This window comes from candidate division KSB1 bacterium, assembly GCA_034505495.1.
Lineage (GTDB): Bacteria > Zhuqueibacterota > Zhuqueibacteria > Residuimicrobiales > Krinioviventaceae > Fontimicrobium_A.
Genome location: JAPDQV010000003.1, coordinates 86,127 through 111,808, shown reverse-complemented (window position 1 = coordinate 111,808; position 25,682 = coordinate 86,127). Strand labels below are relative to the sequence as shown.

Sequence of the window (25,682 nt, the reverse complement as noted above, 5' to 3'; positions counted from 1 at the left end):
ATGTCGATTCGTGCGAGGATGTGGGCGGTTTTGTTGCTCGTCGGTGTTTTGGCGCAGCAGGCGGCAGCGATTCCTGCTTTTGCGCGGCGTTACAAGATTTCCTGCAGCACCTGTCACGCTCCTTTTCCGAAGCTCAAAGATTACGGCGATGAGTACGCTGCAGCGGGATTTATTTTACAAGAAGATGAAAAAGATCGCGACTATATCATCGCCGGCGATCCGATCCTAAGGCTCAATAAAGAGTTTCCAATTGCCGTCCGCTTTGACGCTTTCGGCTTGTTGGAGCCGGACGCAGACATCACCTCGGATCTGCAGACGCCTTACGGTCTCAAGCTTCTTTCAGGCGGAGCACTTTACAAAAACATCGGCTATTATTTCTATTTTTACATGTCGGAAAAAGGTGAAGTGGCGGGTATCGAAGACGCATACATTCATTTCGACAATCTCTTCGGCTCGAATCTCGATCTTATGGTCGGCCAATTTCAGGTCTGCGATCCGCTGATGAAGCGCGAGCTGCGTTTGACCTATGAGGACTATCAAATCTTTCGCGCGCGGGTCGGCAGGTCATTCACTAATCTGACTTATGACCGAGGCGTTATGCTGACCTACGGCATCGATAAAACCGGCACCGATCTCGCCGCGATGATCGTCAACGGCAACGGCAAACCGGCGGCGGATGAAAAATTTGACCGCGACTCGGACAAGAACATCGGCCTTCGCGTGGCTCAGACCCTATTGCCGGAACTGCAGATCGGCGGCTTTTACTATTCCGGGCGCGAAGCCTATCATTATGAAAACGGCAGCTCGATCAACAAAATCACCTATTACGGCCCCGATCTCCACCTTGCGTTCGGCCCCGTCGAATTGACGGCTCAGTACCTGATCCGCGAAGACACAAAACCATTTTTCTTTAGTCTGATTCCAAAAACAAAAACCACTGGAATTGTCGGCGAGCTGATCTTTTCGCCGCAGTTGGATCGCTCCCGTTGGTATTTTACCGCGCTCTACAACCGCATCGATTCCGACATCGATGACTATTCGGGCTTTTTAAAAGATTTCAATCTATCGCCTCTCGGCTGCCACACGGCAACGGTCAGCGCAACTTACCTGCTTTCGCGCAATCTGCGCTTAGTGGGTGAATACACGCGCGACCTCAAGAACGACGGTAACCGTTTTGTCATCGGAATGGTCACGGCATACTGAAAAATGAAAAGGCCGCTTCAAATAGCGGCCTTTTTTATTGAGCGTTTGAGTATCAGCGCGGGGTAATGTATCTTACTCTTTCTTGGGGCGTTAGAATTCCAGCGACACCCCGCCGACCGGCATGGTCGAAAACTGATTGACCTGACTGACGGTCCCGTCGTCATTGTATTGATAGGACCAAACATTATCGCGCCCGTACAAATTGATGACGTCGAAAAAGACGATCATCGCCCATGTGTTGAAGACAAACCTGCGGTCGAGGCGAAGATCGAGCCGGTGATAAGCAGGATAGCGATGTGCGTTCATCGGCAGGTTTTCATCGATCACCCACCGCTGAATTTCGGGATGGTAGACAGGCTTGGTGTAAGGTCTGCCTCCTAAATACCGCCATTTGACGCTGAGTTCGTTGTCGTCTGCGGGTACAAACGGCAGCCAGGAAAATATTTTATATAGCGTCGTGCGGCGGAAATCCTGGTACCATTTCCGCCCGGCAGCGCGATATTTGTATCCGGCCATGGCAGTAAAAACATGCCGGTAATCGTAATCAGCCGGAATCCTTCCGCCGCTGCGGAGGTCGATGGAATAAGCGCTCGAATAAGCATAACTGATGATGGTGGAAAACCGGCTGATCAGCTTTTTCTGCAAAAAGAATTCTATTCCGCGCGCCTTGCCGCTGCCGGCATTGACCTTGTATCCTCTTGAATCGTCGAAAGGATCAGGCGTGGTTAAACTGTATTCTACGGGAATGTCAAAGTATTTTTTATCGTAAACCTCCAAAGTCAATTTGACGTCGTCGCGGGCCAGCCAATCCAGTCCGGCCACCCAATGGTCGGCATATTTATGCCGCAAATTGCGGTTGAGCGGGCTTGGAATCAGCTCTATAGGATAAGGTGACTGGAAATGCCGGCCGTAGGCGATCTTTAGGCGAAGAGTAGACGTGAGGCCGTACGAGAGGCCGAGTCTCGGACTCCATGACGAGAATCGGGTATAACGAAAATAGTCGTAACGAAGGCCGGCAGTCAAGCGCCAACGCGACCATTCCCAGACGGATTGCAAGTAAGCGGCGGATTTATAGGAAGTTATACCGCGGTCGATGATTTGTCCAGGGTACAAACGAAAAATTCCGAGGATCGAATCGGGCGGGATTTTTGTCGTATCGTAGAGAAAAAGCGTGTCCGGAGAGATGGTGACATCATATTGATCCTGAACCGATTTGAAAGACAATCCGAAATCGAGCTCCAGGAATTTCGCCGCCTGAATGACCCAATCGGTTTTGGCAGTATATTCGTCTTCTTGGGAAGAGTTTTTGAAAAAAGTTCGGTGTCCGGGTTGGCGGAAGGCATCAACATAATAACGGTTGCTTACAGCGCTTAAGGTTGTGTTTGAAAAGATGCCGCGGCGCCAAAACGTCCGCAGGGTAGCTCCGCCGATAATCTGCCGGTTGCGGTTAGTGACGTTTTCGGCACCCCGGCCGTAGCCTGCCTCATCCCCCTCTTCGATGTCGATGTGATCGTTGCCGTAAACCGCATTGAGGATCAATGTGTTGCTGCGGTTCAATTCATAATCGATTCTTGCCTGAAGATTATGATAATGCGGAACTGCCGTCAAGCCGGTCGAGGAAATAATCCAATCGAGATAGCTTTTTCGGGCCGAGAAAATATAGCCGCCGCGAGAGCTCAAGGGACCTTCCAATAGGAGGCCGACACCTGACATGCCCAATTGCCCTTCCCAACGGCGGCGGTCTCTCGAAGCGTTGCGCAGCGTAATTTCCATTGCGGAAGAGGCGCGGTCGCCCATGCGGGCTGAAAACGCTCCGGCGTAAAAATCGATCGTGCGGACCATAAAACTGTTCAGCATGTTGATCGGACCGCCGCCGGCACCCTGGACGGCAAAATGATTGGGGTTCGGGATCTCGATATTGTCCATGAGAAAAAGATTTTCACCTGGATAGCCGCCGCGTACGATGATCTCGTTCAGTTGATCGGTTCCCGAAACCACGGCCGGCAGCACCTGCACCACACGCTGGATGTCGACGACATCGCCGGGACTCCGCCGAATTTCCTCGAAATCCATGGAACGACTGCCGACGATCGCCTCTTTGGCCTCTTGGAAATAACCGGCGCTCACCTCGATCGTCTCACCGGTCAACACGGACGGCTCCAAAACGACATCCATGATCGTCGTACGGTTGGGATTGACAATGACGTTGCCTTTTTTGACCGTTTTATAGCCGAGGAAACGAAACTCCAAGTTATAGCTGCCCGGCTCGAGTTTATCAATTGTATAACGTCCTTCTGCGTCTGCAGCGGCGCCGAAAGGCGTGTCGAGGACCAGCACGTTGGCTCCGCTCAACGGCTCGCGAGTCTTTTCATCGACAATGACGCCGCTGATTTTGCCCTCAGCACCATTCAGCCGATTGCTGATTAGAGCAACAGAACAGGCAATAAAAACGACACCCCATTTGTACATGACGTATTCCTTTGTGTCACCGGTTGAAATTGTATAGTAGAAAAAATAGGGCTAGATTGTTAAACGATTACAAATTTCGAATGAATTCACAAACTGTTCCAGGCAAAGAGTTCGAGATCTTCCGGCTGCCAAGCCGGTGCGGCACCCAGATGCGAAGCCACAAAAGCCCCCAAGCGATTGGCAAAATCGGCCGTTTCCGTCAACGACGCGCCTTCCAGGAACTTGACCAGCAGCGCTGCGGCAAAGGCGTCTCCCGCCCCCGAGGCGTCGCGTTGAGTGATGAAATAGCCGGGGTCGTAGACTTCTTCTGTCCGGCTGACAAGATAGCAGCCGTATTCCCCCAATGTCAGCGCCGCCAGTTCAAAGCCGAACGTCTCGATTAAACGGTGAAGAAAAACAACCTCGTCCTCTTCACTCTGCAGGCCGATCTTGAGCCATCCGCAGCTGGTCAAATCGAGTTTTAGGATGTCCGCCTCATTCAAAAGGTTGATGACTTTTAACTCCTGCGTAGGATCCCAGGAACGCAGCTCAGGATCGAACAGTTTGACTGCGTTACCGGCCAGTTGTAAAAATCTCTTGCCGGTTTCGCTGGAAACATTTCCCTGCAGGGCGCGCATGCTGAAATAGAGACCGTCGAGCTGCGGCGCCGTTTCTTCCCAGAGTGAGTCGAGGCGAATCTCATCGATGGTCGGTCGAAAAGGACAGGTGTAATGAGGATATCCTTTGCCGTCCAATGCTACAGAAACGATCGGAGTGGGCAGAAACAGGTCGATCTGCAGAGCCGAGGTATCGACGGATCGTCGTGCAAGTGCCTCCTTTAGTTCTCGGCCTTCACGATCATGACCGATGCGGCTGAACAATACGCTGCGGCACCCCATAGCCGCGGCATGAATGCAGAAATTGGCAGCCCCACCGCCGATGAATCGTTTACCGCCGTAATCGTCCCAAACGGCTTCCCCTAAAGCGCCGACAAGAAAACTTTTTGTGCTCATTATCCCCTCTATTGTGTGCTGCGGACGGCAATGCGCATGCCGGTTGCAGCGTCTGTTTCCAGGCCGGTGTAAGGATCGACCCAGCGGAATTCGATTCCGGGCGGAATAGGAAATTCCTGATAGACTTTACCGGCCAATGCTCTTTGGATAAAGCGAATCCAAATCGGCAGAGCACCATAGGCACCGGTGATCCCGCGGCCTGTGGGCGTGCGCATCGAACGGTTGTCGTCGAAACCGACCCAGACCGCCGCTACCAATTCGGGCGTAAAACCGACGAACCAAGCGTCACGAAAGTCATTGGTCGTGCCGGTCTTCCCGGCGCACGGGCGATCGATGCCTGCAGTGCGAATCGACGCAGCTGTGCCGAATTCGACCACGCCCGTCAGCATGTCGATCATAATGTAACTGGTCTGCTGATCCAATGCGCGTTTAGAACGATACTCGTTTTCATATAGCAGTTTTTGCGGCGCATTGATCTTGCGAGTGAGAAAAGGCTTGCGGTAAATGCCTTCGGCAGCGAGAGTGGCATATCCGGAAGCCATTTCCAGCGGAGAAACGCCGGAAGAGCCGAGGGCAAGGGATAAATTAGGCTCCAGAGGACTGGTGATGCCCATCTCTTTGGCATATTTGATGACAGTCTCCGGACCCACTTTTTCGATAATTTGAGCGGCAATCACATTGCGCGATTTAGCCAAAGCCATCTTGGCGGTCATCGGTCCCAGGTACTGCTGATCAAAGTTCTTCGGTTCCCATATCTGATTGTAGATGCGGAACTGCACCGGTTCGTCAACCAAAACGGTTTCAGGAGAAATGATCCCCCGATCGATTGCCGCCGTAAAAGTGAACGGTTTGAAAGCCGACCCCGGCAGACGATTTGCCGCCAGGGCGCGATTGAACGGAGCGCTGCGAAAGTCGCGACCGCCCACCAAGGCCTTGACGGCGCCGGTTCGCGGATCGATCGCCGCCAAAGCCGCCTGCGGATAATTGCTCCGTTCCGACCACTTGGCGGATTTGTACGGCGGCAACCCCAACAACTCGTCCAGTTCCTGCATCCCGAGGGTGATCGCTTCAACGGCCGCCGCCTGATAATCGCTGTTGAGCGTGGTAAAAATATCGAGACCGCCGTACAACACTGCCGCCTTGCCGAACTGCTCCGACGCCTCGTTGATCACCGCATCGATAAAATATTCGGCATACTCGCCGGCTTCGAAAAGCTGCCGAAAGCGCAACTTTTGCCCTAAAGCCGTCTCGTACTGCTCCTGCGTAATGCTGTTCGCTTCGAGCATCCGTTTGAGTACGAATTGCTGCCTCTCCTTGGCCACTTCGGGGTTTTTGTAGGGGTTATAACGGGCAGGCCAGCGGGGAATGCCCGCCAACATAGCCGCTTCGGCAAGCGTCAACTCGTCGGCATGTTTGGAAAAATAGATCTGCGCCGCCGGCTCAACGCCGTAAACCCCGGATCCGAAGTCGATCTGATTGAGATAGGCCTCCAGGATCTGGTCTTTGGTAAACTGCTGCTCGATCTGCAGGGTAATGAACAGCTCCTGCAGCTTGCGCACCATAGAGCGCTCAAAACTGAAAAAGAGATTCTTTGCCAGCTGCTGGGTGATGGTGCTGCCGCCCTGGGCAACGCGGCGAAAGCGCAAGTTGGCAAGCAGCGCCCGCGCCATGCCCGTCTTGCTGATCCCGTGATGCCGATAGAAGTCACGGTCTTCCAGCGCCAGCACGGCTTGAATCATGTATGGAGAAATCTGCGAAAGCGGCACGATCTGTCGATTTGCCATGATACGGATCAGGCGGCCGCTGTCATCATAAATTTTGGTCGGCCTGCCCAATGCAATTCGGTTCAAGTCGTCGGGTAACTGGGGCAGCCGCAACAGCGCATAAATCATCGCCGCAAGCGCGATTAGAGCTGATCCGATCAGCAGAATCTTAGCGGTTCTTTTCATGGCGTTTCACCGGCGGCTTGATGTCAATAGATTCATCCAACAGATTGATTTCCTGCAGCAGGTAGGCGACAGCCAGCTCCGAGGCGTGTACGGATTGAACCACAACCCCTTCTCCGCTTTTTATTTCAAAGGCCAGCTTCACCCCCTCTTCGTCGACCTCAGGGGCAATGCCGACACGCTGCAGGTCATCCCCCCACTGCACAAGCTTAATCGGATCGTTGATGATCTGAAGTTGCAGCGAACGATCCAGCTTATTAAAGGCTTGAAGGAAAAGATCGGCTGAAACAATACGGCCTTTGTAAGCAAAGCTTTCCAACCGTTCTTCGAACTGGGGCGGCTCTTCAGCCCTCTGGTCAACGGAGCTGTGGCATTCGCGCAAAAGGTTGTCGTAACCGTCTAAAAAGTGGAGGGCGATTTGGCCGTCGGAAGCGGAAAACTGCGTACGGCGCCATATACCGCCGCGGTCAAGCTCCAAAATGAGCAGCGGATCGGCAAGCTGTTTGGCGTGGTTTGCGGGCAGCTTCCGATAAAACTGCAGGAATTCCTCCTTGCTCATCGATACACGGCCAAAAGCTTCCAGCGCATTCTGCAGTTCCTCGAGGTTGTGTATCGGTTCGCGCGGTATTTCCTCAAGCGAGCTCTTTTCGATGACCTCTTCAAGCGCCGAAAGTCCCTCCTGCTCTTTTAAATCCTCTTCCCATAAACGACCGCTCTGCGGGCGCAGCGGGTTGGTCAGCAGAAGAAAGCGGCCGACGGCAATCTCGAAAATATCGAATGCCGCTTCGCCGGCGATCAGCAGCACCGCGACGAAGATCCAGACCAATCGCTGCTTTTTGCTTTTTCGAGGCTGCGGCAACAGCGATTCCGCCTCGTCCGGCAAATTTTCCGCACTATTTTCGCGCAGAGCCTCTTTCATGATCACCTCAAAACGGTAAAAGGAAACGGTGTAAAAGTCAGGGCAAAAATGACCGCCGCAGTTATTGCCAGCAGGCACCGCATGCGGTCGAGGGGTCTATAACTGTCGATCGGCGGCGGGTGGTTTCGGCCGAAAAGTAACAGAATGAAGAACAGCAGAGCCCATCCCAAATTGAAAAAGGTTAACAGGCCCAACAGCATGATAAAAACGATCATCATCGAACGGGTTTTGGGGCCAAAAACGCTGTAAAGGATATGACCGCCGTCCAATTGCCCGATGGGCAAAAGATTGAGCGAAGTCACGAACAGGCCGACCCAGCCGGCATAGAGCAACGGATTGGCGATAATCTGCGCTCCGCTGACCGTTGAGCCGCGCATCAGCAGCGAAAAACCCTGCATTAGGAGCTGGGGTTCGGGCTTGAAAGAAGCCGATAGGGTTTTCATGTTCGGCTCAAAGGGCACCGTAAAACCCAACATCAGCACGAACGCCGTAACGATCAGACCGGCAAAGGGGCCTGCGGCGCCGACATCAAACAGGGAGCGGCGGTCGAAAAAAGGGGTGCGGATTTGAATTACCGCGCCGAGAGTGCCGAACGGATTGAAAAAGGGAAATGGGATAAAAAAAGGTAACGTCGAGCGCATGCCGTGCCGACGACAGGCGATGTAATGGCCCATCTCATGAGCGCCCAAAATGGCGGTCACTGCCAAACTATACCGGCCGCCCCACATAAACCAGGTTGAAGCGACGGTAAGCAGAAAGAGAACGAGGTTGATCAGAGGTTTGTCGGCAGGAAGGGCAAGTCGGCGTTTGACCGGCAAGGGCTCCCAAACCTCGACCATTTCGCCTTCGAAATCGTGCATATGCGCTCTTGGCCGCTTTCCAGTTTATTCCAAAACGACTTCTATCGGGTCGCCTTTCTCGAGCTTGAGAATAGCGGCGGCATTGCCGTCGCGCACGGCGATCTCCAGATGGTCGTGACTGCTGACAATGGCGAGCGGCTCGCCGACGGGATTTTCGGCATAGGAGCGGCTCAGGCGGTCGAATTGGAATTCCTTGACATTGATTTCTTTGACCGTCTCGCCCACCAAATCCTTTTTCGAAATGTTGCTGATGCAGTTGCCGAAATGGTCGATATAGACGATCTTGCCGTGGATGGTTTTTCCTTTACGCAGCGGCAAAAGCACCTCGCCGCGCAGCGGATCGTCGATTCGAGTGCCGAAATCAAGAAATGCCGTACCGAGAGAAAGATGGGCGGCCACCGGCGCCATAATGTCGCGGCCATGAAACGTCCGGCTGGTGTGCGGCAGAAAATAGTAACTGTTGGTGACCGCCAGCACCTGGGCATCCCCATAGCGGGCGAAAATATACTTGAGCACGGTATTGTCCGGAGCAAGGAAGAACCAGCCGCCGGCACGCACCAGGAGAATGCGGCGATCTGTGCCGACGGTCGGATCGACGACGACGACATGGATCGTTTCTTCTGGGAAAAAAGCATGTGCCTGATCCAAGGCAAAAGCCGCAGCGTCGATATCGCCCTGAGCGATGCCGTGGGTAATGTCCACGATTCGGGCCGCCGGATTGATTCGTAAAATAACCCCTTTCATCACGCCTACGAACGCGTCTCTCAGCCCAAAGTCGGTTGTCAGCGTGATAATGCGGGATTTGCTTTTCGAACTCTCCATACCTCACCTCTCAGTTGATGAAAGATGCGATCTGCCGGATCACTTGATCTAACTGCTCAGGATCGTTTTCGAAATCGAAGCGGTCGGTATCGACCGTTAATACGTTCATCGTCTTTTGCACCTTTTTGATCCAACGCTCATACGCTTCGTTCAGTTCGTGCAGATAATCGACGGTAATGCGCTTTTCGAACTCGCGACCGCGTTTGCGAATGCGAGTAATCAGGGTCCATGTCGAGGCGCGCAGATAGACGATCAAATCCGGTTTACGCAGATAATCGGTCATAACAGCGAACAGGTCGCAATAGTTTTGATAGTCGCGATCGCTCATATAACCCTGCTTGTGCAGAATATAAGCAAAAATTTCGGCATCTTCATAAATGGATCGATCCTGGATGCACGGTTCTCTGCTCTCGGAAATTTTGCGCTGATCGATGAATCGCTTAGAGAGGAAAAAGATCTGCAGGTTAAAGCTCCAACGGGCCATATCGCGATAAAAATCGTCCAGGTAGGGATTATCGATGACGCGCTCAAAAAAGGGTCTGAGGCCGAGTCGTTCGGCAGCCAAGCGGGTAAGCGTCGTCTTGCCGACGCCGATATTGCCGGCCACGGCCGTAAAAAAAGGCGGTTTTTTTTCGTACCGTTCGTTCATTCGCTAGGCTCCATTTCGCGGGCAGCGGCTGTCGCCTGCTCGCCGAATTTCAAGTCGGTAATCGCCTCGCCGAAGGGGGTGAGGAATCGACCGTAGAATCCGATCTCGCCGAAAGGAACGTCCAGGCGCAGCAGCAGGTGGTTCAACCCCGGCTTTAAGCGTATGGGAATAAAATCCTGATCGATCACGGCAGGAGCGGTGCGGACGATCATCCGCTGCGGTTCATCGTTCAACCAGACTTTAAGTCGGGCATTAGTCCCCACGGCAAACACTGCCTTGCGCAACGTCGGCGAATAGACGTACAGCATCGCATACGCCGCCTGATTGAATCGGGTCGTAAATATTTCGTGTAAATCGATATAACCGTCAAAGCGGCTGTCGGCGGCAGGCTGCGGTATCGGCTGCAAATCGAGTTTCGACCATTCGTTCATCGTGTGCTTTTCGGGCCAAAAGGTTTGCGAAAAGCCGCGCCGAACCTCAAAGGGACCGAGAACGAGCCAATCGCTTTCCACAGGCATCCCAGCTTGGGCAAGGATCTGCCTCGCTCTGTCCGCTTGACCTTGCAAATGCGCAGCGGCCGCCTGAGCCAGAACGCTTTCCATCTGCATCGACCGATTACCGCTGCGCCCTGCAAAATCGGCCAGATCGTCCGCTACTGCCTGTACATCGATCCCGCGCTTAGAGGCGCGATCGAGTCCGATAAAAAAGTATTTCCAATAATAATCCCACGGTATAGGCCCCCAGCTTTGAAACGTTTCGGGCATGGATCGAATCGACGGCAAAAGTTCGTCCTGAACCGAGAACGGAATGCCGTAAAGTTGAAACACTCCCGCATAGGCAAGCACAATCTGCATGGCCAAAGGTGAGGAGTGGCTGCGCAGATATTCATAGAGCAGACGGCTCACCTCCGGCAAGGCAATCTGGAGTTCCAAAGCCAGAGAACTGATCTGAAACAACCTTTCCGCCGCATAATCCGGATCGGCCATGCGCGCCGACTCTTTTTCGACCAGCTCGACAAAGTCGCGGCGGTATTCTTGGGAATCCGGGCGAAGCAGCAAAAGAACGTACGTACTCCAAAGCTGTTCTTCCGGATTCGACGATCCTACGGAACGCAGGAGCCTTTCCGCGCGGTTAATGTCGCCGGCGACGATTTCGGTCAGTACCTGAAGCTTGAATCCGCCTCGGCGGGCGGCAACGTCTTTCTGATTGAGCACCTTCTTTTGCAGAAATCTGCGCGCTTTGCCCGTTTTGCCCATGTCCAAGTAAGCCGCGGCAAGGTGAAGTTGAGCGGGGACAAACGCCGGATTGATGCGCAAAGCTGTTCGGTACTTTTCAGTTGCCTCTTGGATCCGGCCGGCGCTGTGAAGAATTTCACCGTAACTGTCATAGGGGTTGGCCTCATTAGGGGCGAGTTCAATATAGCGGTCAAGAGCGTCCAAAGCGCGCTCCAGTTCGCCGATCATGGCATAACAATAAGTCAACAGATTGTAGGCGCTTTTGTAATTGGGATCGAGGCTGATGACGGTTTCTAAATAGCTGATTGCCCTGCGATAGTCACGGGCTACGCTGAAATAGTATTCGCCAAGTTGGTAATGACCCTGAACGTCCTGGGGAAAAGATTCCAGGTATTGCTCATAAAGACGCACAGCCTGATTATAGTCGCCGTCCACTTGCGCTTTCAAGGCCAGAATCGGCAGCCTTTCGCGCTCGGGCAGCTGGGCCGAATGACGCAGCGCTTGGCGCAGCAGGGCTTTTGCTTCGCTTTTCCGGCCGACCATCAACTGACAGAGAGCCAGGCGCATGCAGGCCGAGGCAAACGTCGAATCGAGCTGCACCGCTTGGGCGAACTTGGACGCCGCCTCGCCGATCGAAAACCCTTCCAGCAGCGCCACACCTTCCGTATAGAGACGGTAGGCTTCCAGAGAATGCGTCGTAACCAACGGCGTCGTCTTTTCCTGAATCGGCGGTTCGTCATTTTTCTGCCTTTCCATCAGGCTGCGGATTTTTCCGGCAGATGCATTAATCATGCGAAAGAGCGGTTTGATGTCGATCTTGCCGGTGCCGGCGGTTAACTTTTCCAGACGCTCGCCGCTCAGACCGTCCCATATATTCAGTTCGACAATCAAGGAATCGCCGACGTATCGATAGCAGCCGTTGATGAGGGCGTCGGCGCGGAGTTCGGCGGCGGCACGACGACACAGCGGCGCCGTGGTCAAGTCCTCGAGCTTGAGTTTCGCGCGCGCCAAAACGTCGTTGACGGTGCGGCTGGGGATAAGATTGAGTTGCCTCGATTGTGATAGAGTGAGGGCAAGCATATCCGCCAAGCCCTGCCCAAGCCAAGTCGGGGCGGCATCCGGCGTTTCGTTTTTTAAAGGCAGAATGGCAAGGCGCTTTTTCTCTTCCACGGCAATTCTGACGGCGCGCACGCGCTCCTGCGACAGCACGTCCAACGGCCGACGGCTCAGCCGGATACGGCGCTCTTCCTGGGTGCCGCAGGTCAAAAAAAGAGCCGCCAATAGGACAAACGTTCGTCTCGTTCCGTTCGACATAGGGAATCTCAAGATTTTTTCGCAGCTACGGCTGCAATCACGAGGGTGATGTCGTCATGCTGCACGGCGCCGCCGGCGAATTCGTCGATCTTTTGCAAGATTTGCTGTCGGATATGCATCGGATCGGCAACATCACACGCCCGCAGCCAAGCCGCCAGCCTCTCTTCGCCGAATTCCTCATTGGTTGCGTTCCTGGCGTCCGTAAGGCCATCGGTAAAGATAAAAAGAATGTCACCGGCGCGGAGCGGCAGACGATACTCTTCCGTAAAACGGTCAAACAATTCATCGCCCGCCAAGCCCAAAGCCATGCCGCGCGGCACGAGCAAATCGACGGTCCCATCCGCATGGCGCACGAGCAACGGATTGTGCCCCGCTCTTACAAAGACAAACTCGCCCGCCGCCAAATCGATTATGCCGTACAACATGGTGGTAAAAATACGTCGATCGACGGTTCGGCATAACAGCCGGTTGAGACGCCGCATCAATTCCTTGGGTGAGGTTATGAACTGCGTCATCGACGACATCATGCCCTTGATTTCGGCCATGTAGAATGCTGCTGAAGTGCCTTTGCCGGAAACGTCGGCCACGGCTATGCCGAGGCGATGATCGTCCAAAACGAAATAGTCATAGTAATCGCCGCCCACCTTTTCTGCGGGCAGACAGGCGCCTGCCAACTGCAGGCCGTCCAAACACGGCTCCCGATCCGGCAGCAGGCCTGCTTGAACCTGCCTGGCGATTTCGAGCTCTTTCTGCAGTCGCTGTTGGAGGGTCAAGTCGCGGAGCAGCATGCTGTTACGGACCGCCATACCGGCTTGGCCGCAAAGCGTACGTAAAAACATCAGCTCGTCGCCGTCGTAATGGCTGCCGTCGGTTTCGTGCGACAGCAGAACAAAGCCGAGCACCTCGCCCTGGCTGACCATCGGCGACGCTAAAACGAATTGGTCGGCGCCCAGTCGTTCTTTCAATCTCTCCTGAAGCCGCAGGAGGGTTCCTGCATGGCGGTTTTTATCGATAAAGAACGGCTCCAGTCGGCCGACGACTTGGTACAGGCAATCCTGATCGAACGTTTCTTCGATTGTCGCCTGCAGAGGAATCGGGGCACTCCAGCGGGAGACCGCTGCCGTAGTCTCACCGCGGTTTTCGAGCAGAAACAACGCACCATAGTCGGCTCCCAGATACCCCACGATCCGTTCGATCACCAACTGCAGCAGCTTTTCGTGTTCGAAAAAAAGCATGAGGTCTTGGGAAAACATTTCGATCTGCCGTTTTTCCCGCAGCCGCAGCGTCATATAATTAAAGCTGTCGATCAGCTTGCCCAGCTCATCGCGGCTTTTGATCGATACGCGCACGTCGAGGTTGCCGTGCGAAACATCCAGCATGGCGGCGGAGAGTCGTTCAAGCGGCTGCGTGATGCGTCGACCGATAAGGATCGACAGACCGGCTACGGCCGCAAAGGCGCCGGCCAAAATATAGACGTTAATGAGCAGATTTCTGCGCGCTCGATTGTTGAAATCGATCAGAGAAAAGCCGACGTCGACGCGGCCGAGATCGAGCCGGCCGGTGCGTATCTCCACCGGCACGTGATCAAAGTCGTTCCAGCTTTCCTCCGCCACCTCGCCGCGGCTGAGCCGCTGAATGATGTCGACCTCATCCTCCGGCGTCAGCAACTGCGGAGAGGGAACGTCCAGATACTGCGGATTGAGAGCGTATGCGAAAAGTCGGCGGTTACGGTCATAAATGGCAATGTACACGATATCCTTACCGGCGGGCGAGTCGAGGATACCCTTGATCCATTCCTGATAAATGAGAAGATCGTCCGCCGAAGTCAGCCGAATCGAGGCGATCTGCATGGCAATCCGCTCCATATGATCGCGCAGCTGATCGCGCTCAGTCTTGATCTGACGCAGGGTGATCAAGCGAAAGACCACAATCATCAGCAGTAAAACCAGCAGGGTAATGACGGCCGACAATTTTACCCAAATGCGGTTCAAACGAATTTCGTCTCCGACTCTCATTGCCGGTCAAAATAGAAAAGATTCCGGAACATCACAAAGCATTGCTTCGCCGTCGGCCGGTCGGCTGCGTTTTTCATCGTCGATCGTTTTGTCAAGGCGACGGTTGAGATCGTGAGTCCATTCCATCAGCTCGTTGCAGAATGACCAACTGTAAAGCTTCCGCCAAAGCGGGAAAAGGGTTGTATTGGTAAGCAGCAGATCGGCCTGAGGGTCCCATAAGCCGGACGCAACAGATTTTCGCCAATCCGAGGTTCCTGGAATGGGCGAAAAGGATGCCGGATAAAGGCGCGCCCCAAGATCGTGCACCAACCGAGCGCTTTCGCGAAATTCTTCCGGCAACTGATCCGGCAGACCCATCAGCAGATACACACCGATCTCACGGCGATCGTAGCCGGCGGCTTCGAGATTGGCCAAGGCTCGGCGCAGATCCTCGATGCTCACTTTGCCGGACATAGCCCGCCATCGCTCCGGATTAGCCGTTTCGAAGCTCAGTCGAATCGTCTCCACACCGGCGGCCCGAAAGAGGTGCGCCAACTCTTCGTCGATAAAACGCGGCGTCAGACCGTTCGGCGTGTGGAAATGGAGGCGCCAACGACGTTCGATGACCTGACGCAAAATCGGTTTGATATACCGTTCCGCCTGGTGAAGAAGCGCATCGTCGAAAAAAGCAAACTGACTCACGCCGCGTGCGTACAGCAGTTCGATCTCTGCGAGAACGTTTTCAGGCGATCGACGGCGATAAGCGGGGCAAAGAATCGGCGAGGCGCAAAAGCTGCAGCGATTGGGACAACCGCGCGAAGTGAGCAGCGGCGCGGAAACCAAAACCGGATAAAGATCGAGAGCCGGAAAGGGAAGGTCGTCTAAGCTGTGAAATGAAAAATCAGCATCTTCTCCGGCAATCCGGGCGGCACGGCGCATGACGGCAAGCTCTCCCTCGCCGGTCACCAGTTCGTCGGGCTGCACGGCTGCAGCATGCTCGGGACATAGAGTGGCGTAAATGCCGCCGAGCATAAGATGAGCCTGCGGGAAATATTCTTGCAATAGCCGGACGGCATCTCTGACCGCCGGATACCAATAAGTCATCACCGAGGTAACCAGAATAAGGTCCGGCGGCTCGATTTTCTCAAGCAGGCTGCGTACGAGATCCGGCGGCATACCGTAGCGGCAAAATCGGCGCGGCACATCCTTCAGCACCGCCGGTTTTTCGATCTCCTGTCGAATGAACTTGCCGGTGCCGTCGCCTTTGTCCTTGCTTTTGCCGGCGGTCAAGGGATGATAGCGATCCAAACAGTCGATCAGCTGCACCGTCCAGCCGTTCGCCCTCAGCAGGCTGCCGAGGGTCAAAAGACCGATCGGCTTGATCCAAAAGTCATAAGCGGCAAAGTCGTAGATCCAGGGATTGAACAGCAGAGCTGTTTTCTGCTTGGTATGTTTCATAACGTTCATTTGATTTCGATCAACATCAGCATCACATCGTCGCGCAAAACGCCGCCGCTGAATGCCTTGACGTCTTCGACGATGCTGCGGCAGGCGACGGCCGCCGGCTCAGCGCGATGAGCGGCAAACGTTTCCTTGAGCCGCTGCATGCTGTAACAACAGCCTTTTTCGCTTTCCGCCTCCAGAATGCCGTCGGTATAAACGGCAATACGGTCGCCGTGCTCCAGCGGCGCCGAGGCTTCGAAAAATTTGACCCGATCCGAAGGCATAAATCCGATGATCAAATTGTCCGAAGGCAACTCGCGAAGAGTTGGACGGTTCGCATTGGCAACGAGCGCTGCAGGGTGGGCGCCGCCGGCATAGGTCACCTCCATTTTACGCAGATCGACGACCAAAGCAAAGATGGTCATAAAAAGCCCCATTTTCGAAAACGTCGCATAAAAAAAGTCATTGATCTGCCTCAGCACCTCTGCCGGCGACGGCTGCCGATGCAGCACGGACTCTAACTCATTCCATACTCGGTTGACAAGCAGCGCAGCTGCAATACCATGTCCGGTTACATCGACCATGTTGACGATAAATCGATCCTCGTCGAACGGCATGACGTTGCAAAAATCGCCGCCGATTCCGATCATTGGTTCATAGTGAATGGCTACGGCGTATCGCTCATTCTCGAAATCCGACGGCACCAGGCTGGCCTGCACCTTTTGCGCCAGCTCGAGGTCGCGCTCGATCATGCGGTTGTGCGCCTCGATGCGCTCCTGCTGTTCTTTCAACTGCAGACGCAGCGCCCGTTCGCGCAACGCCCGCTGAACGCGCAGAACCAAAGCGTCCTTTTGTACCGGCTTGGAAAGATAATCGAACGCGCCCTGCTGCATCGCCAGAACGGCCGTGGGAATGCTGCCGTAACCGGTCATGATCAGGACCTGCGTGAACGGATCCCTTGCCTTGGCGGCTTCCAACACGTCCAAGCCGCTCAACTGATACATTTGCAGGTCGCTGACCACCACGTCGTAATCGTTGCCGCGAATCTTTTCGATCGCCTCTTCACCGGAGGCGGCTTCGTCGAGCTCATAGCCCTGCCGTTTCAGCACATTGAAATAATATCGTCGGTTGTTTGCATCGTCATCCACCAAAAGGATGCGCGCTGCCGAATGTTTTGCCTTAACTCCATTCATGTCTTTTCTTGGACCTTTACAATTAACAGGGTGATGTCGTCTGCCTGGGGGAGATCGCCGCTAAAGTCTTCGACGGCCTTGACGATTTGCGTGCACAACTCGTCGGCGCGCAGATCGCTGCGGGCCGCTGTCCTGACCAGCTCCGCTAATCGATCCTCGTCAAAGAGTTCATCCGCGCTGTTGCGCGCATCGGTCACCCCGTCGGTGTAGGCCGCCAGCAGATCGCCGCTGCGCAGTTCGACTTGACCGATCATATAATCGACATCCTCCAGCATGCCGAGAATTAGGCCGCCTTCCGTAAGCAGTCCGATGCTGCCGTCGCTGCGACAAAGCATCGGCGGGTTGTGCCCGGCGTTGACATAGCGAAGCAGACGGCTTTGCGGATCAAGTTCGGCGTAGAAAAAAGTAATGAACTTGTCGAAATCGGTGTGGCGATAGATCAGATCGTTCAGCCGCTTGATCATCTCGTTCATGGGCAAACCGGACTGCAGCAGCGTATGCAAACCGGCATGGAGGTTCGACATGAGCAGCGCCGCGCCGAGGCCTTTGCCGGAAACGTCTCCCACGGCCAAAACGACGCGGCCGTCGCTCAGCGGAATGCAGTCGAAATAGTCGCCGCCGACCATTCGCGAGGGCTGATTGAGACCGTAAATCTCGATGCCGTGCAGCGAGGGAAAAGTGCGCGGCAGCAGCCGCTGCTGAATCGATTCGGCAATCGCCATCTCCTCTTCCAGCCGCTGCTTTTCCAGCGCCTCTTGGAAGAGCCTGACGTTTTCCAACGATACCATGACGCGATTGCCGAGTGTAGACAAGAAATCCAGATCCTCCTGCGCGTACTCTTGCCGCGAAAGCCTTTTGCCGAGCAGCAATAGTGCCCGTGTTTCTTCCTGCAGCCGCATCGGTACGACCGCACGAACGCCGGCCTCGAACAAAAGTCGATGTGCCGGTTCCTCAGCCGTCAAAAGACGCGCTTCGTTCAATTCCGACAAGCTCAAAATCAACTCTTTCTCGGCCAGAATACGGTCCAACTCGGTTCGCTCCGGCCACTTGAGGATGGGGTATTCGATCGTTTGATCTTCTCCTACCTCGATCATGATCAATTTATTGACCGTCATTTGTCCCATAACCGTGTGCTGCAGAATGGCAAGAATCCTCTCCCGATCCAATGCCGTGTTCAGTTCCTTACCGACCTCGAACAAAGTGTTAAGTTCATGCACCTTGCGGTCCAGGCGCCGGTTGACGGTTATTAGGCTTTGGAACATTAAGGCATTTTCCAGCGCCGTGGCGGCAATGTTGGAAAACGAATTGAGAAATTCGAGTTCGCGAGGGGAAAACGGTTTGCCGGTCATTTTGCCGCCGAAGCACAAGGCGCCGACCATTCGGCTCGGCGAGCACATCGGCACCACCAACTCAATGCCGAGACTTTGCAAAAACGGCTTGTAGCGGCAGACATCGTCCGGCAATTCAGCAAGTCGGGTCGGCGTGCGAAATGCATACTCAAATGTAAAGCGTTGTTGGGCAAGAGAGGCGGGCAGTCCTTTGAGGATGCGCACGCCGAGACTTCCGTTTTCGTCCGCAGTCAAAGCCATGCCGCGGCTGATGAGCATTCGTCCCATCGGCGTGAGAAGGCAAGTATTGAGCACTGCATCGGCGTCCAGCGAAGCGTTGAGCACCTGACTGAGTTCGATCAACGACCGCAGCTCCACGCTGCGCAGATCGAGTTTTCGAGCCGACGATCGAGCGCGCATCATTCCTCATTCCTGTCGGCCTTTACCACCTTGGAGCTCTTTTTATCGATAAGATACTTGACCATCTTGACCTGATTGCGTACGCCGGGTTTGATGTCGTAATCGACTTCATCCATCAGCGTGCGCATTAAATAGATGCCCAGTCCGCCGACTTTGAGCTGCGCCAGATATTCCTTCATGTCCGGAACAATGACCTTGGAAGGATCGAATCCTTTGCCATGGTCGGTGACGATGAGGGTCAGTTTTTTCAAATCGACGCGAATGACAACATCCAGGCTTTGACTGCCGTTCTTTTGCTCGTAAGCGTGTTTAATGACGTTCGAACAAGCCTCGTCGCAGGCCAGCTCGATCTTGCCCACATCGTCCTCGTCAAAGCCGACCTTTCGGGCCACACGAGCGACAAATTCGCGGATCAGCTCGAGGTTGTCCGTGCGGCTGGGTATCCGCAAGCAATAAGTCATTTCATTTTTCGGCATAACATCCGTTCCTCAGTAGGTATTGGCCGCAAAAGCCTGCGATCTCAAGCTCTATCATCGGCTCTCCGCGAACTGCGCTCTTTCGACGCGAAAAGCTGCACCGCCTCTTCCTCTTCCTGGACAATGTCGTATAATGTCGGGAATCCGAGTAGATCAAAGACTCGGAAAATTTTTGGCGTCATTCTGCACATCTTGATGTCGCCGTTCATACTGCGGACCGTTTCGATTTTGCCCATGAATACGCCGAGGCCGGCGCTGCTGATGTAATTGAGATTCGCGAAATTTACGATGATCTTGCTGCGGCCTTCATTGATGAGCTGATCGAGCTGCTTTTCCAGTTCCGGAGCCGTATGCGCGTCCAAAAAACCGGAAAGATTGAGAATAGATAATTCGTCTTTGTCTTGTCGTTGAATTGTAAAGGTCTCCATTGTTTTCCTCCGAATGACTGCAGCATTTAGCTTTCGGTCTCGGCAACCGCCTTGAAGAGCACGAATGTCAGATCATCAAACGCCGCGGCGCCGTCAAAGAATGCATAAATGCGATGAAGAAGATGCTTCTTGATTTCGTTTGCATGGGTTTCATTAGCCTCTTGAAAGGCTTCAGCCAGCCGCTCTTCGCCGAACTCTTCACCGGCAGGATTTCTCGCTTCGATGACGCCGTCGGTGAAGAGGAGAAAACAATCCTGCGGCAGAATATCCACGATCATCGTTTCCAGGGTGTTCTGAAACAGAGGGCTGGAGGTAAGGCCGAGACCTATGCCGCGCGGTTCCAAGCGACGAACCGCCGCCTCCGCAGCGCGATAATGGTAGACCGGGCAATGTCCGGCGCGGCAAAAGGTAAAGCGGCGGCGTCGGGCATCCACCAACCCGTAGATCAGGCTGATAAAGGTGTTGCGGTCAAAGTTGCGATAAACCGTTTCATTAACGATGGCCAGCATCTCTTCGGGAGAAAGCCGTTCAGCCGCCAGCGCCTCCATAATCCCCTTCACCTCGGCCATGTAAAAAGCTGCTGAAGGGCCCTTGCCGGAAACATCGCCGACCACTACCGCCGTTAATTCCTCGCCGATGTCGAAAAAATCATAGTAATCGCCGCCCACTTCGTTGGCTGTAATGCAGACTGCATCAAATGCCATGCCGTTTAGAACAGGCATAGTTTTAGGCAGCAGCTTCATCTGCGCCTCATGAGCAATGCGCAGCTCTTGTTCGAGCCTTTCCTTTACCAGCGACTGTTCGACCAGTTTGGCGTTCATGATCGCCGCCGCCGCTTGGTCTGCAAAGGCGCGCATCATCTCCGCATCGTCCTGCTCGAAGGAAAATTCCTCCTGTTTTGCGGCAAAGAGGTAACCCAAAACCTGATCCGAGGTGATCAACGGCGCGGCCACCAGAGAGCCGAGACCGCTTTTCCAGCGGCGCAACGTGCGAAGGAGCGGATCTTTGCCGGCTTCGTTGAGCAATAGGGACTCCCGCTCACTGCGCAGCGCTTCGTACAGACGATCCTGCTCATCTGCCTGCCGGCGGCGTTCTTCATTCAGACTCAAATTCCAAGACGAGGCCAGAGCCAAACGGCCGTTAACGTACAGCTCGAGCCAGCTATACTGTGCCTCGGTCACTTGAGCGGCCAGCCGAACGATCGTCTGCACCAATCGGTCCCAATCAAACTCTGAGCTCAATACTCGACTTAGGTCATGCAGAGAACGGATCTGCTGCAGCTTTCGGTCGTACAGCCTGGCGGTCGGCAGGTGCGCAAGAAGCGCCAGAAAGGCAAAACTCAGATAAACCGCAATAAAGATCATCCCCATTTCCACAAACCGCTCAAGAAACGGGCTAAAGTTGTAAACCGGGCTGACCTCTTTAAATTGGTTGACGAAGGAGATCTGCAAAGGAATGAGTAAAAAACCGCCGAAAAAGCAGGCCAGTTTTTGCTTTTTATTCAGATAATTGATCCAGCCGACCCGAAAGGAATTGATGACGATAAAGTTGATGAGCAGAAAAAGAACGATATTGTCAAAGTATTTGAGAAACTCGTTCTCGACGAATTCGGTTTGCGTTCTGCTTTTATACAATCCGAGAAAGGCATAAAGCAACATCAAAACCATCAGCCAGGCAAAATGGCGGGCGGTGTTTCGCCGCCTTTTAACGTAAATCAGGTTGCGGAGGGTGCCGAGGGCTATTAAAATAAAAATCAATGAAAAAAATGCCCATAAAACGACAAAGACGGAATCGCTCCAATTGAGCCGAAACCAATCCTGGCTGATGATCTTTTGCTGCAGCAGGCTGAATCTTTGGCGCGAAAGGAACAAAATGCCGCCGGTCATGACTATCAGAAAAAAGAGATGGCGAATGCCGCGCAAAACGTTCCGATCGGATGCCCATTTTTGTCTGTAAATCAACGGCAGGGAGAGGATCACTGCGGTGATGACAAAGACCTCGTGCCGTAAGCCGACCCAAGTCAAAGCGACGGTTCTGTCGCCTGCCAAATACAAGGCCGCAGCGGCGCAAAAAAACGCAAAAGGAAGAAGTAACGAAAGTTGACTGAAATATTTCATGCGGAAAATCCGCTGCTGTATCTCAAAGCTGCTCCGATCTGTGTAATGACCGGCCCAGAATACGGAAAAAAACATGACCTGTTTCGTTAAAGTACACAACGAGGCCTATTTAATCAAGGGAATTGTCTGGGGATAAGAACAGAGAAGGATTTGTCCGTTTTTGCAGCCGATAGACCAGATTTGAGGCCGAATTCCCTTAAAACAAAAACGGGCAAAAGCTTTTGCCTTTGCCCGCATTCTTTTTCATTTCTTTAGAATCGACTCGTCGAACACCTGTGTTTTGTAAACCCAGAATTCGGCTCCGCTCTTCCAGGCATCCGGCGGCAGGCCGGCTTTGAGACAGAGGCTGGCCATCTCTTCCTCCACCGTCTTCCACCCGGCTTCGAGCGGCACTTCCGGCAAATAGGTAGCGGCATGAAATCCTTTTTTCAAGATGATCCCATGCTCGCCCATTTTGAACTCGGACAGATCGTGAATTCGGTAGACGTTGGTCAAATAGACCGAAATCTTGATGTCCGTAATAGCCAGCTCCTCGGGACGCAGCGGCGGAAAACGCGGATCTTCAAAGGCGGCGGCGCGAGCCATCTGCGGCACCAACTCTTCCAGAGGAACATCCGCCTCATGGCGGCCGATACAGCCGCGCAGGTGACCTTTTTGAGTGAGCGTTACAAATACTCCGCGCTTTTCTTGCAGTATTGGACTCGCGAGTTTCGCCGGTGCTTCGACGGATTTGACTTTCAATCTTTCCGCGATCGCCCAACGGGCCAACTTGAGCAAATATTTCTGTTCGGCCAACGGTAACGGCTTGTATTCGACTTTATCCGATCGATTCTCTTGCGAAGCTTTTTTATAGAGCGCAACCGCGCCGTACCCCACGACATAGCCGCCGCGGGTTCCGGTCACATCATTCGAATTGGTCTGGGCGATCAGTTTTGCCTCATCGGCACCCAAGGCCATGGCCGCCGTTTCCATAATCACCGCGGGCAGGCCGCCGCAGGCCTGATAGGTATCCCGCTGCAGCCCGCGGAACAAAGCTTCAGGCTGCAGGCGCGTCACCGCATCCAGCGTCTCCTTGCTGATTTTGACGCAATCCGAGTAAGACTCTCCATGATAGAGATCCGAACTGGCGACGATCAAAGCCTGCCTGCCGCGCACGACGTCGGCAAGGGCTCTTCCGACGGATTCGCAGGTCTTCCAGTCGCAATCAGGGCCGACGACCAAAGGCAAAAGCTTGGCCTGCGGAAACAGAGTCTGAAGAAACGGCAACTGCACTTCCAAGGCGTGCTCGGCCCGATGTCCCCGTTCACTGAAATGCACGGCTGAATGCGATGCAACCAATTTGGCCGCCGTTTGTTTGTCAATGGCCATTTTTCCTAACGGGGTTTCGTAGGCGTCTCCTGGGTAGATTGTCACTCCCTCGAAATACTCGCGATGCGTGGGAGAAATGACCACCGCCAACTCGACTTTCTGTCGAGCCGCCTGCTTGTAACCGGCGGCAGCCGTAGCGCCGGAATAAATGTACCCCGCATGCGGAACAAGCAGACCAATGATCGGCGGCAGACGAAGGTCTTCCGCCTTGTCCAAGTAGCGCTTAACGTCTCGCGACAGCTGTTGGGCGTCGGCCGGATAGAATTGACCCGCTACCATCGGCGGCCGTACTTGTGCTTCTGCTCTTTCGTTCAACATGGCTCCGCTCCACATGGCGAAAATACAAAGAAAAAAGTTGCAGCCTCTCTTCATAAACAATTCCTAAAGCGATTTTCTTCAGCTCCACACGCCTGCAATCGCCCTGCCGCAGGCAACGCATCTTCCATCTTTGAGGGCGCGACTCAGTACCGAAAAACCGAACCGCTTGATGACTACGGCACCGCAGTTCGGGCAATAGGTGCTTTCGCCCTCATCCCCCGGCACATTGCCGGTGTAGACATAATAGAGACCGCACTCCAAACCGATGCGCCGCGCTTTGCGCAATACTTCCAAAGGCGTAGCCGGTATGTTGGTCAATCGATATTGGGGGTGAAACCGGCTAAAGTGTACCGGCGTCTCCGGCCCCAAGTCGTTCTTGATCCAGGTGCACATCTCGCGCAGTTCTCCGGGATCATCATTTTGTCCGGGGATCACCAAGTAAACGATCTCGGTCCACATTTTTTGCTTTTTCAGCAGCACGAGAGTATCCAACACCGGCTTGAGTTCGCCCGCCACAAGCTCTCTATAAAACCGTTCGTTAAACGCCTTCAAATCAATCTTGACGGCGTCCAGTACGTTGCACAAATCCTTCATCGGCTGCGCATTTATGTAGCCGTTCGATATCATCACGCTGCGCACCCCGGCCTTTCGGCCTTCCACGGCGCAATCATACATGTATTCCGTGAAAACGACCGGTTCGGTATAGGTGTAGGCAATAACTTCACAGCGACGGTCCTTGGCAATCGCAGCCGTCTGCGCGGGCAAAAGTTCCATCGATTTGACCTGATCGACGTTGGCCTGCGAGATTTCCCAATTCTGACAGAACTTGCACATAACGTTACAACCGACGGTTGCAATCGAAAAGGCTTTGGCACCAGGCAGAAAATGAAACAGCGGCTTTTTTTCGATCGGGTCGATATTGGCGCTGCAGACTTGGCCGTAGACGAGTGAGTAATAGACGCCGCCGTGATTTTCGCGCACACCGCAGTAGCCTCGCTCCATGTCGTCTATGACGCATCGCCGCGGGCAGAGTTCGCATTCTATTTTACGCTGCGGCAGCTTTTTATAGTACCGCGCTTCGTGCAGCTTGTCGACGTCGTTCTTGCCCGCCGCAGCGGCGATTCCTGCTGCGCCCAATGAAGCGGCGGCTGTAAAAAGAAATTGTCGGCGACTAATTTTCATTTTTTAAATACGAATCCACTCAATTTTCATCGGGTCGGTCTCGCCCAGGCGGTGCGCCGCATCGCCTGCCGTCAGAATATAGGTCGGCTTTCTGCCCGCCTTTTCGAGCGTCGGCAGTCCGACTTGGCGGCGCTTCTCATCGATCATTTGCCAGGCGATGCGGTCGAGCGCCGCCATATCGACGGCAACCAAAAGGCTCTCCAGGCGCCAAGTATATTCCGGCATAAACGGCGGTCCGCCTTCGTACTGCGCCGTCAAGGCGTCGCAAATCGTCAAACGCACCTTTTGGCGGATCGGCGGCAGACAAGCCACGTCCGCAACAAACGGATCGCCGCAGTTCATATGATATTTGTTCGGATTATTAACCGCACCGAAAAAATTCTTTAGGGCGCCGCTCATGCCCACGATGCCGTGATCCTTGAGAATCGGCAGATTGATGACGGCCGTGCAGCGCATAAGCGTCAACGATAATTGACTGGCGGCGGCCCCAAACTCGTACACGTGCTCGGTAAATCCGGCGCGGTCATTGCCGCAGCATTGAACACCCTTGCCCGAATTGAGCGTATAGCCGGCGCGTTGGAGATCGCGGTCGCGGCGGTCCCAAATGATGATCTGCTCATGCGGCACTCCGGCTTTGGTCAGTCGATCGACGACCGCCTGGGTGAGTTCGGTTCGGGTCGAAAGGCCTCGTCCCGCCAGACAGTTCACCTTTAATCCGACCACATCGCGCGGTGAAAAAAGCGTTCGCCAAATCTTGTCCGCTTTTTCTTCGAACAGCCTTTCGACCGCGGCATCGAGCATGTTCGCAAGCTTGACCGCATCCGCCCGCTCCTGCGCATCGACGATGCCGGGGCGCTGAACCATCACCACGCGGCCTCTCATCTGCGGCGATTCTCCGACCGCTTCCGCCGGTACGGACGACGAGAAACCGACCAGCCCGGCTGCCGACAAGGATTTTAGAAAATCTCTTCGCTTCATATCTTTCGAAAAAAAACCGCAATCCCCA

Annotated in this window: 19 protein-coding genes; 1 reads left to right on the top strand and 18 read right to left on the bottom strand. The window is 54.2% G+C overall.

Going from position 1 to position 25,682, the window contains the following annotated elements:
* Window positions 1-1,203: a hypothetical protein gene (locus ONB24_02445; GenBank protein MDZ7314963.1), complete on the top strand. Its 1,203-nt coding sequence runs from the start codon at window positions 1-3 to the stop codon at window positions 1,201-1,203.
* A 90-nt stretch (window positions 1,204-1,293) separates the two neighbouring features.
* Here the strand turns inward: ONB24_02445 and ONB24_02440 are convergent, their stop codons facing one another.
* The 18 genes from ONB24_02440 to ONB24_02355 form a co-directional block, all read right to left on the bottom strand.
* Window positions 1,294-3,672: a TonB-dependent receptor gene (locus tag ONB24_02440; GenBank protein MDZ7314962.1), complete on the bottom strand. Its 2,379-nt coding sequence runs from the start codon at window positions 3,670-3,672 to the stop codon at window positions 1,294-1,296.
* Window positions 3,673-3,758: 86 nt separating this feature from the next.
* Window positions 3,759-4,664, bottom strand: coding sequence for a PfkB family carbohydrate kinase (locus tag ONB24_02435; GenBank protein ID MDZ7314961.1), 906 nt, complete (start codon window positions 4,662-4,664; stop codon window positions 3,759-3,761).
* A gap of 8 nt (window positions 4,665-4,672) precedes the next feature.
* Window positions 4,673-6,613 (bottom strand): PBP1A family penicillin-binding protein, encoded by a 1,941-nt coding sequence (locus tag ONB24_02430; GenBank protein MDZ7314960.1) that lies wholly within the window; start codon window positions 6,611-6,613, stop codon window positions 4,673-4,675.
* Window positions 6,597-7,529 carry a hypothetical protein gene (locus tag ONB24_02425; protein MDZ7314959.1) on the bottom strand — a complete coding sequence of 311 codons (933 nt, stop codon included), beginning with the start codon at window positions 7,527-7,529 and terminating at the stop codon, window positions 6,597-6,599. The genes ONB24_02430 and ONB24_02425 overlap by 17 nt, the downstream gene beginning before the upstream one ends.
* 2 nt (window positions 7,530-7,531) lie before the next feature.
* Window positions 7,532-8,389 carry a site-2 protease family protein gene (locus ONB24_02420; GenBank protein ID MDZ7314958.1) on the bottom strand — a complete coding sequence of 286 codons (858 nt, stop codon included), beginning with the start codon at window positions 8,387-8,389 and terminating at the stop codon, window positions 7,532-7,534.
* 24 nt (window positions 8,390-8,413) lie between these two features.
* On the bottom strand, window positions 8,414-9,211 hold the full coding sequence (locus ONB24_02415; protein ID MDZ7314957.1) for an SAM-dependent chlorinase/fluorinase: 798 nt from the start codon (window positions 9,209-9,211) through the stop codon (window positions 8,414-8,416).
* Between the two features lie 10 nt (window positions 9,212-9,221).
* Complete coding sequence (locus ONB24_02410; protein MDZ7314956.1) at window positions 9,222-9,860, bottom strand: deoxynucleoside kinase; 639 nt, start codon at window positions 9,858-9,860, stop codon at window positions 9,222-9,224.
* The gene (locus tag ONB24_02405) at window positions 9,857-12,409 is read right to left on the bottom strand and encodes a tetratricopeptide repeat protein (protein ID MDZ7314955.1); all 2,553 of its coding nucleotides are present in this window, start codon (window positions 12,407-12,409) and stop codon (window positions 9,857-9,859) included. The genes ONB24_02410 and ONB24_02405 overlap by 4 nt, the downstream gene beginning before the upstream one ends.
* Before the next feature lie 8 nt (window positions 12,410-12,417).
* Window positions 12,418-14,400, bottom strand: coding sequence for a SpoIIE family protein phosphatase (locus tag ONB24_02400; protein MDZ7314954.1), 1,983 nt, complete (start codon window positions 14,398-14,400; stop codon window positions 12,418-12,420).
* Window positions 14,401-14,430: 30 nt separating this feature from the next.
* Entirely contained in the window at window positions 14,431-15,861 is a 1,431-nt protein-coding gene (locus ONB24_02395) for a radical SAM protein (protein MDZ7314953.1), read from the bottom strand.
* A gap of 5 nt (window positions 15,862-15,866) precedes the next feature.
* Window positions 15,867-17,039, bottom strand: a complete 1,173-nt coding sequence (locus tag ONB24_02390) for a SpoIIE family protein phosphatase (protein MDZ7314952.1) — start codon at window positions 17,037-17,039, stop codon at window positions 15,867-15,869.
* Window positions 17,036-18,790 (bottom strand): SpoIIE family protein phosphatase, encoded by a 1,755-nt coding sequence (locus ONB24_02385; GenBank protein MDZ7314951.1) that lies wholly within the window; start codon window positions 18,788-18,790, stop codon window positions 17,036-17,038. Before ONB24_02385 ends, ONB24_02390 begins: the two co-directional genes overlap by 4 nt.
* Window positions 18,787-19,263, bottom strand: a complete 477-nt coding sequence (locus ONB24_02380) for an ATP-binding protein (protein ID MDZ7314950.1) — start codon at window positions 19,261-19,263, stop codon at window positions 18,787-18,789. The genes ONB24_02385 and ONB24_02380 overlap by 4 nt, the downstream gene beginning before the upstream one ends.
* Window positions 19,264-19,307: 44 nt before the next feature.
* Entirely contained in the window at window positions 19,308-19,691 is a 384-nt protein-coding gene (locus ONB24_02375; GenBank protein MDZ7314949.1) for an STAS domain-containing protein, read from the bottom strand.
* Window positions 19,692-19,717: 26 nt separating this feature from the next.
* A complete protein-coding gene (locus tag ONB24_02370) occupies window positions 19,718-21,808 on the bottom strand; it encodes a SpoIIE family protein phosphatase (protein ID MDZ7314948.1) in 2,091 nt (696 codons plus the stop codon).
* A gap of 243 nt (window positions 21,809-22,051) precedes the next feature.
* On the bottom strand, window positions 22,052-23,494 hold the full coding sequence (gene amrB / locus ONB24_02365; protein MDZ7314947.1) for an AmmeMemoRadiSam system protein B: 1,443 nt from the start codon (window positions 23,492-23,494) through the stop codon (window positions 22,052-22,054).
* A gap of 78 nt (window positions 23,495-23,572) precedes the next feature.
* The gene (gene amrS, locus ONB24_02360) at window positions 23,573-24,676 is read right to left on the bottom strand and encodes an AmmeMemoRadiSam system radical SAM enzyme (GenBank protein MDZ7314946.1); all 1,104 of its coding nucleotides are present in this window, start codon (window positions 24,674-24,676) and stop codon (window positions 23,573-23,575) included.
* 3 nt (window positions 24,677-24,679) lie between these two features.
* Window positions 24,680-25,654 carry a DUF362 domain-containing protein gene (locus ONB24_02355; protein MDZ7314945.1) on the bottom strand — a complete coding sequence of 325 codons (975 nt, stop codon included), beginning with the start codon at window positions 25,652-25,654 and terminating at the stop codon, window positions 24,680-24,682.
* Window positions 25,655-25,682: the final 28 nt, after the last annotated feature.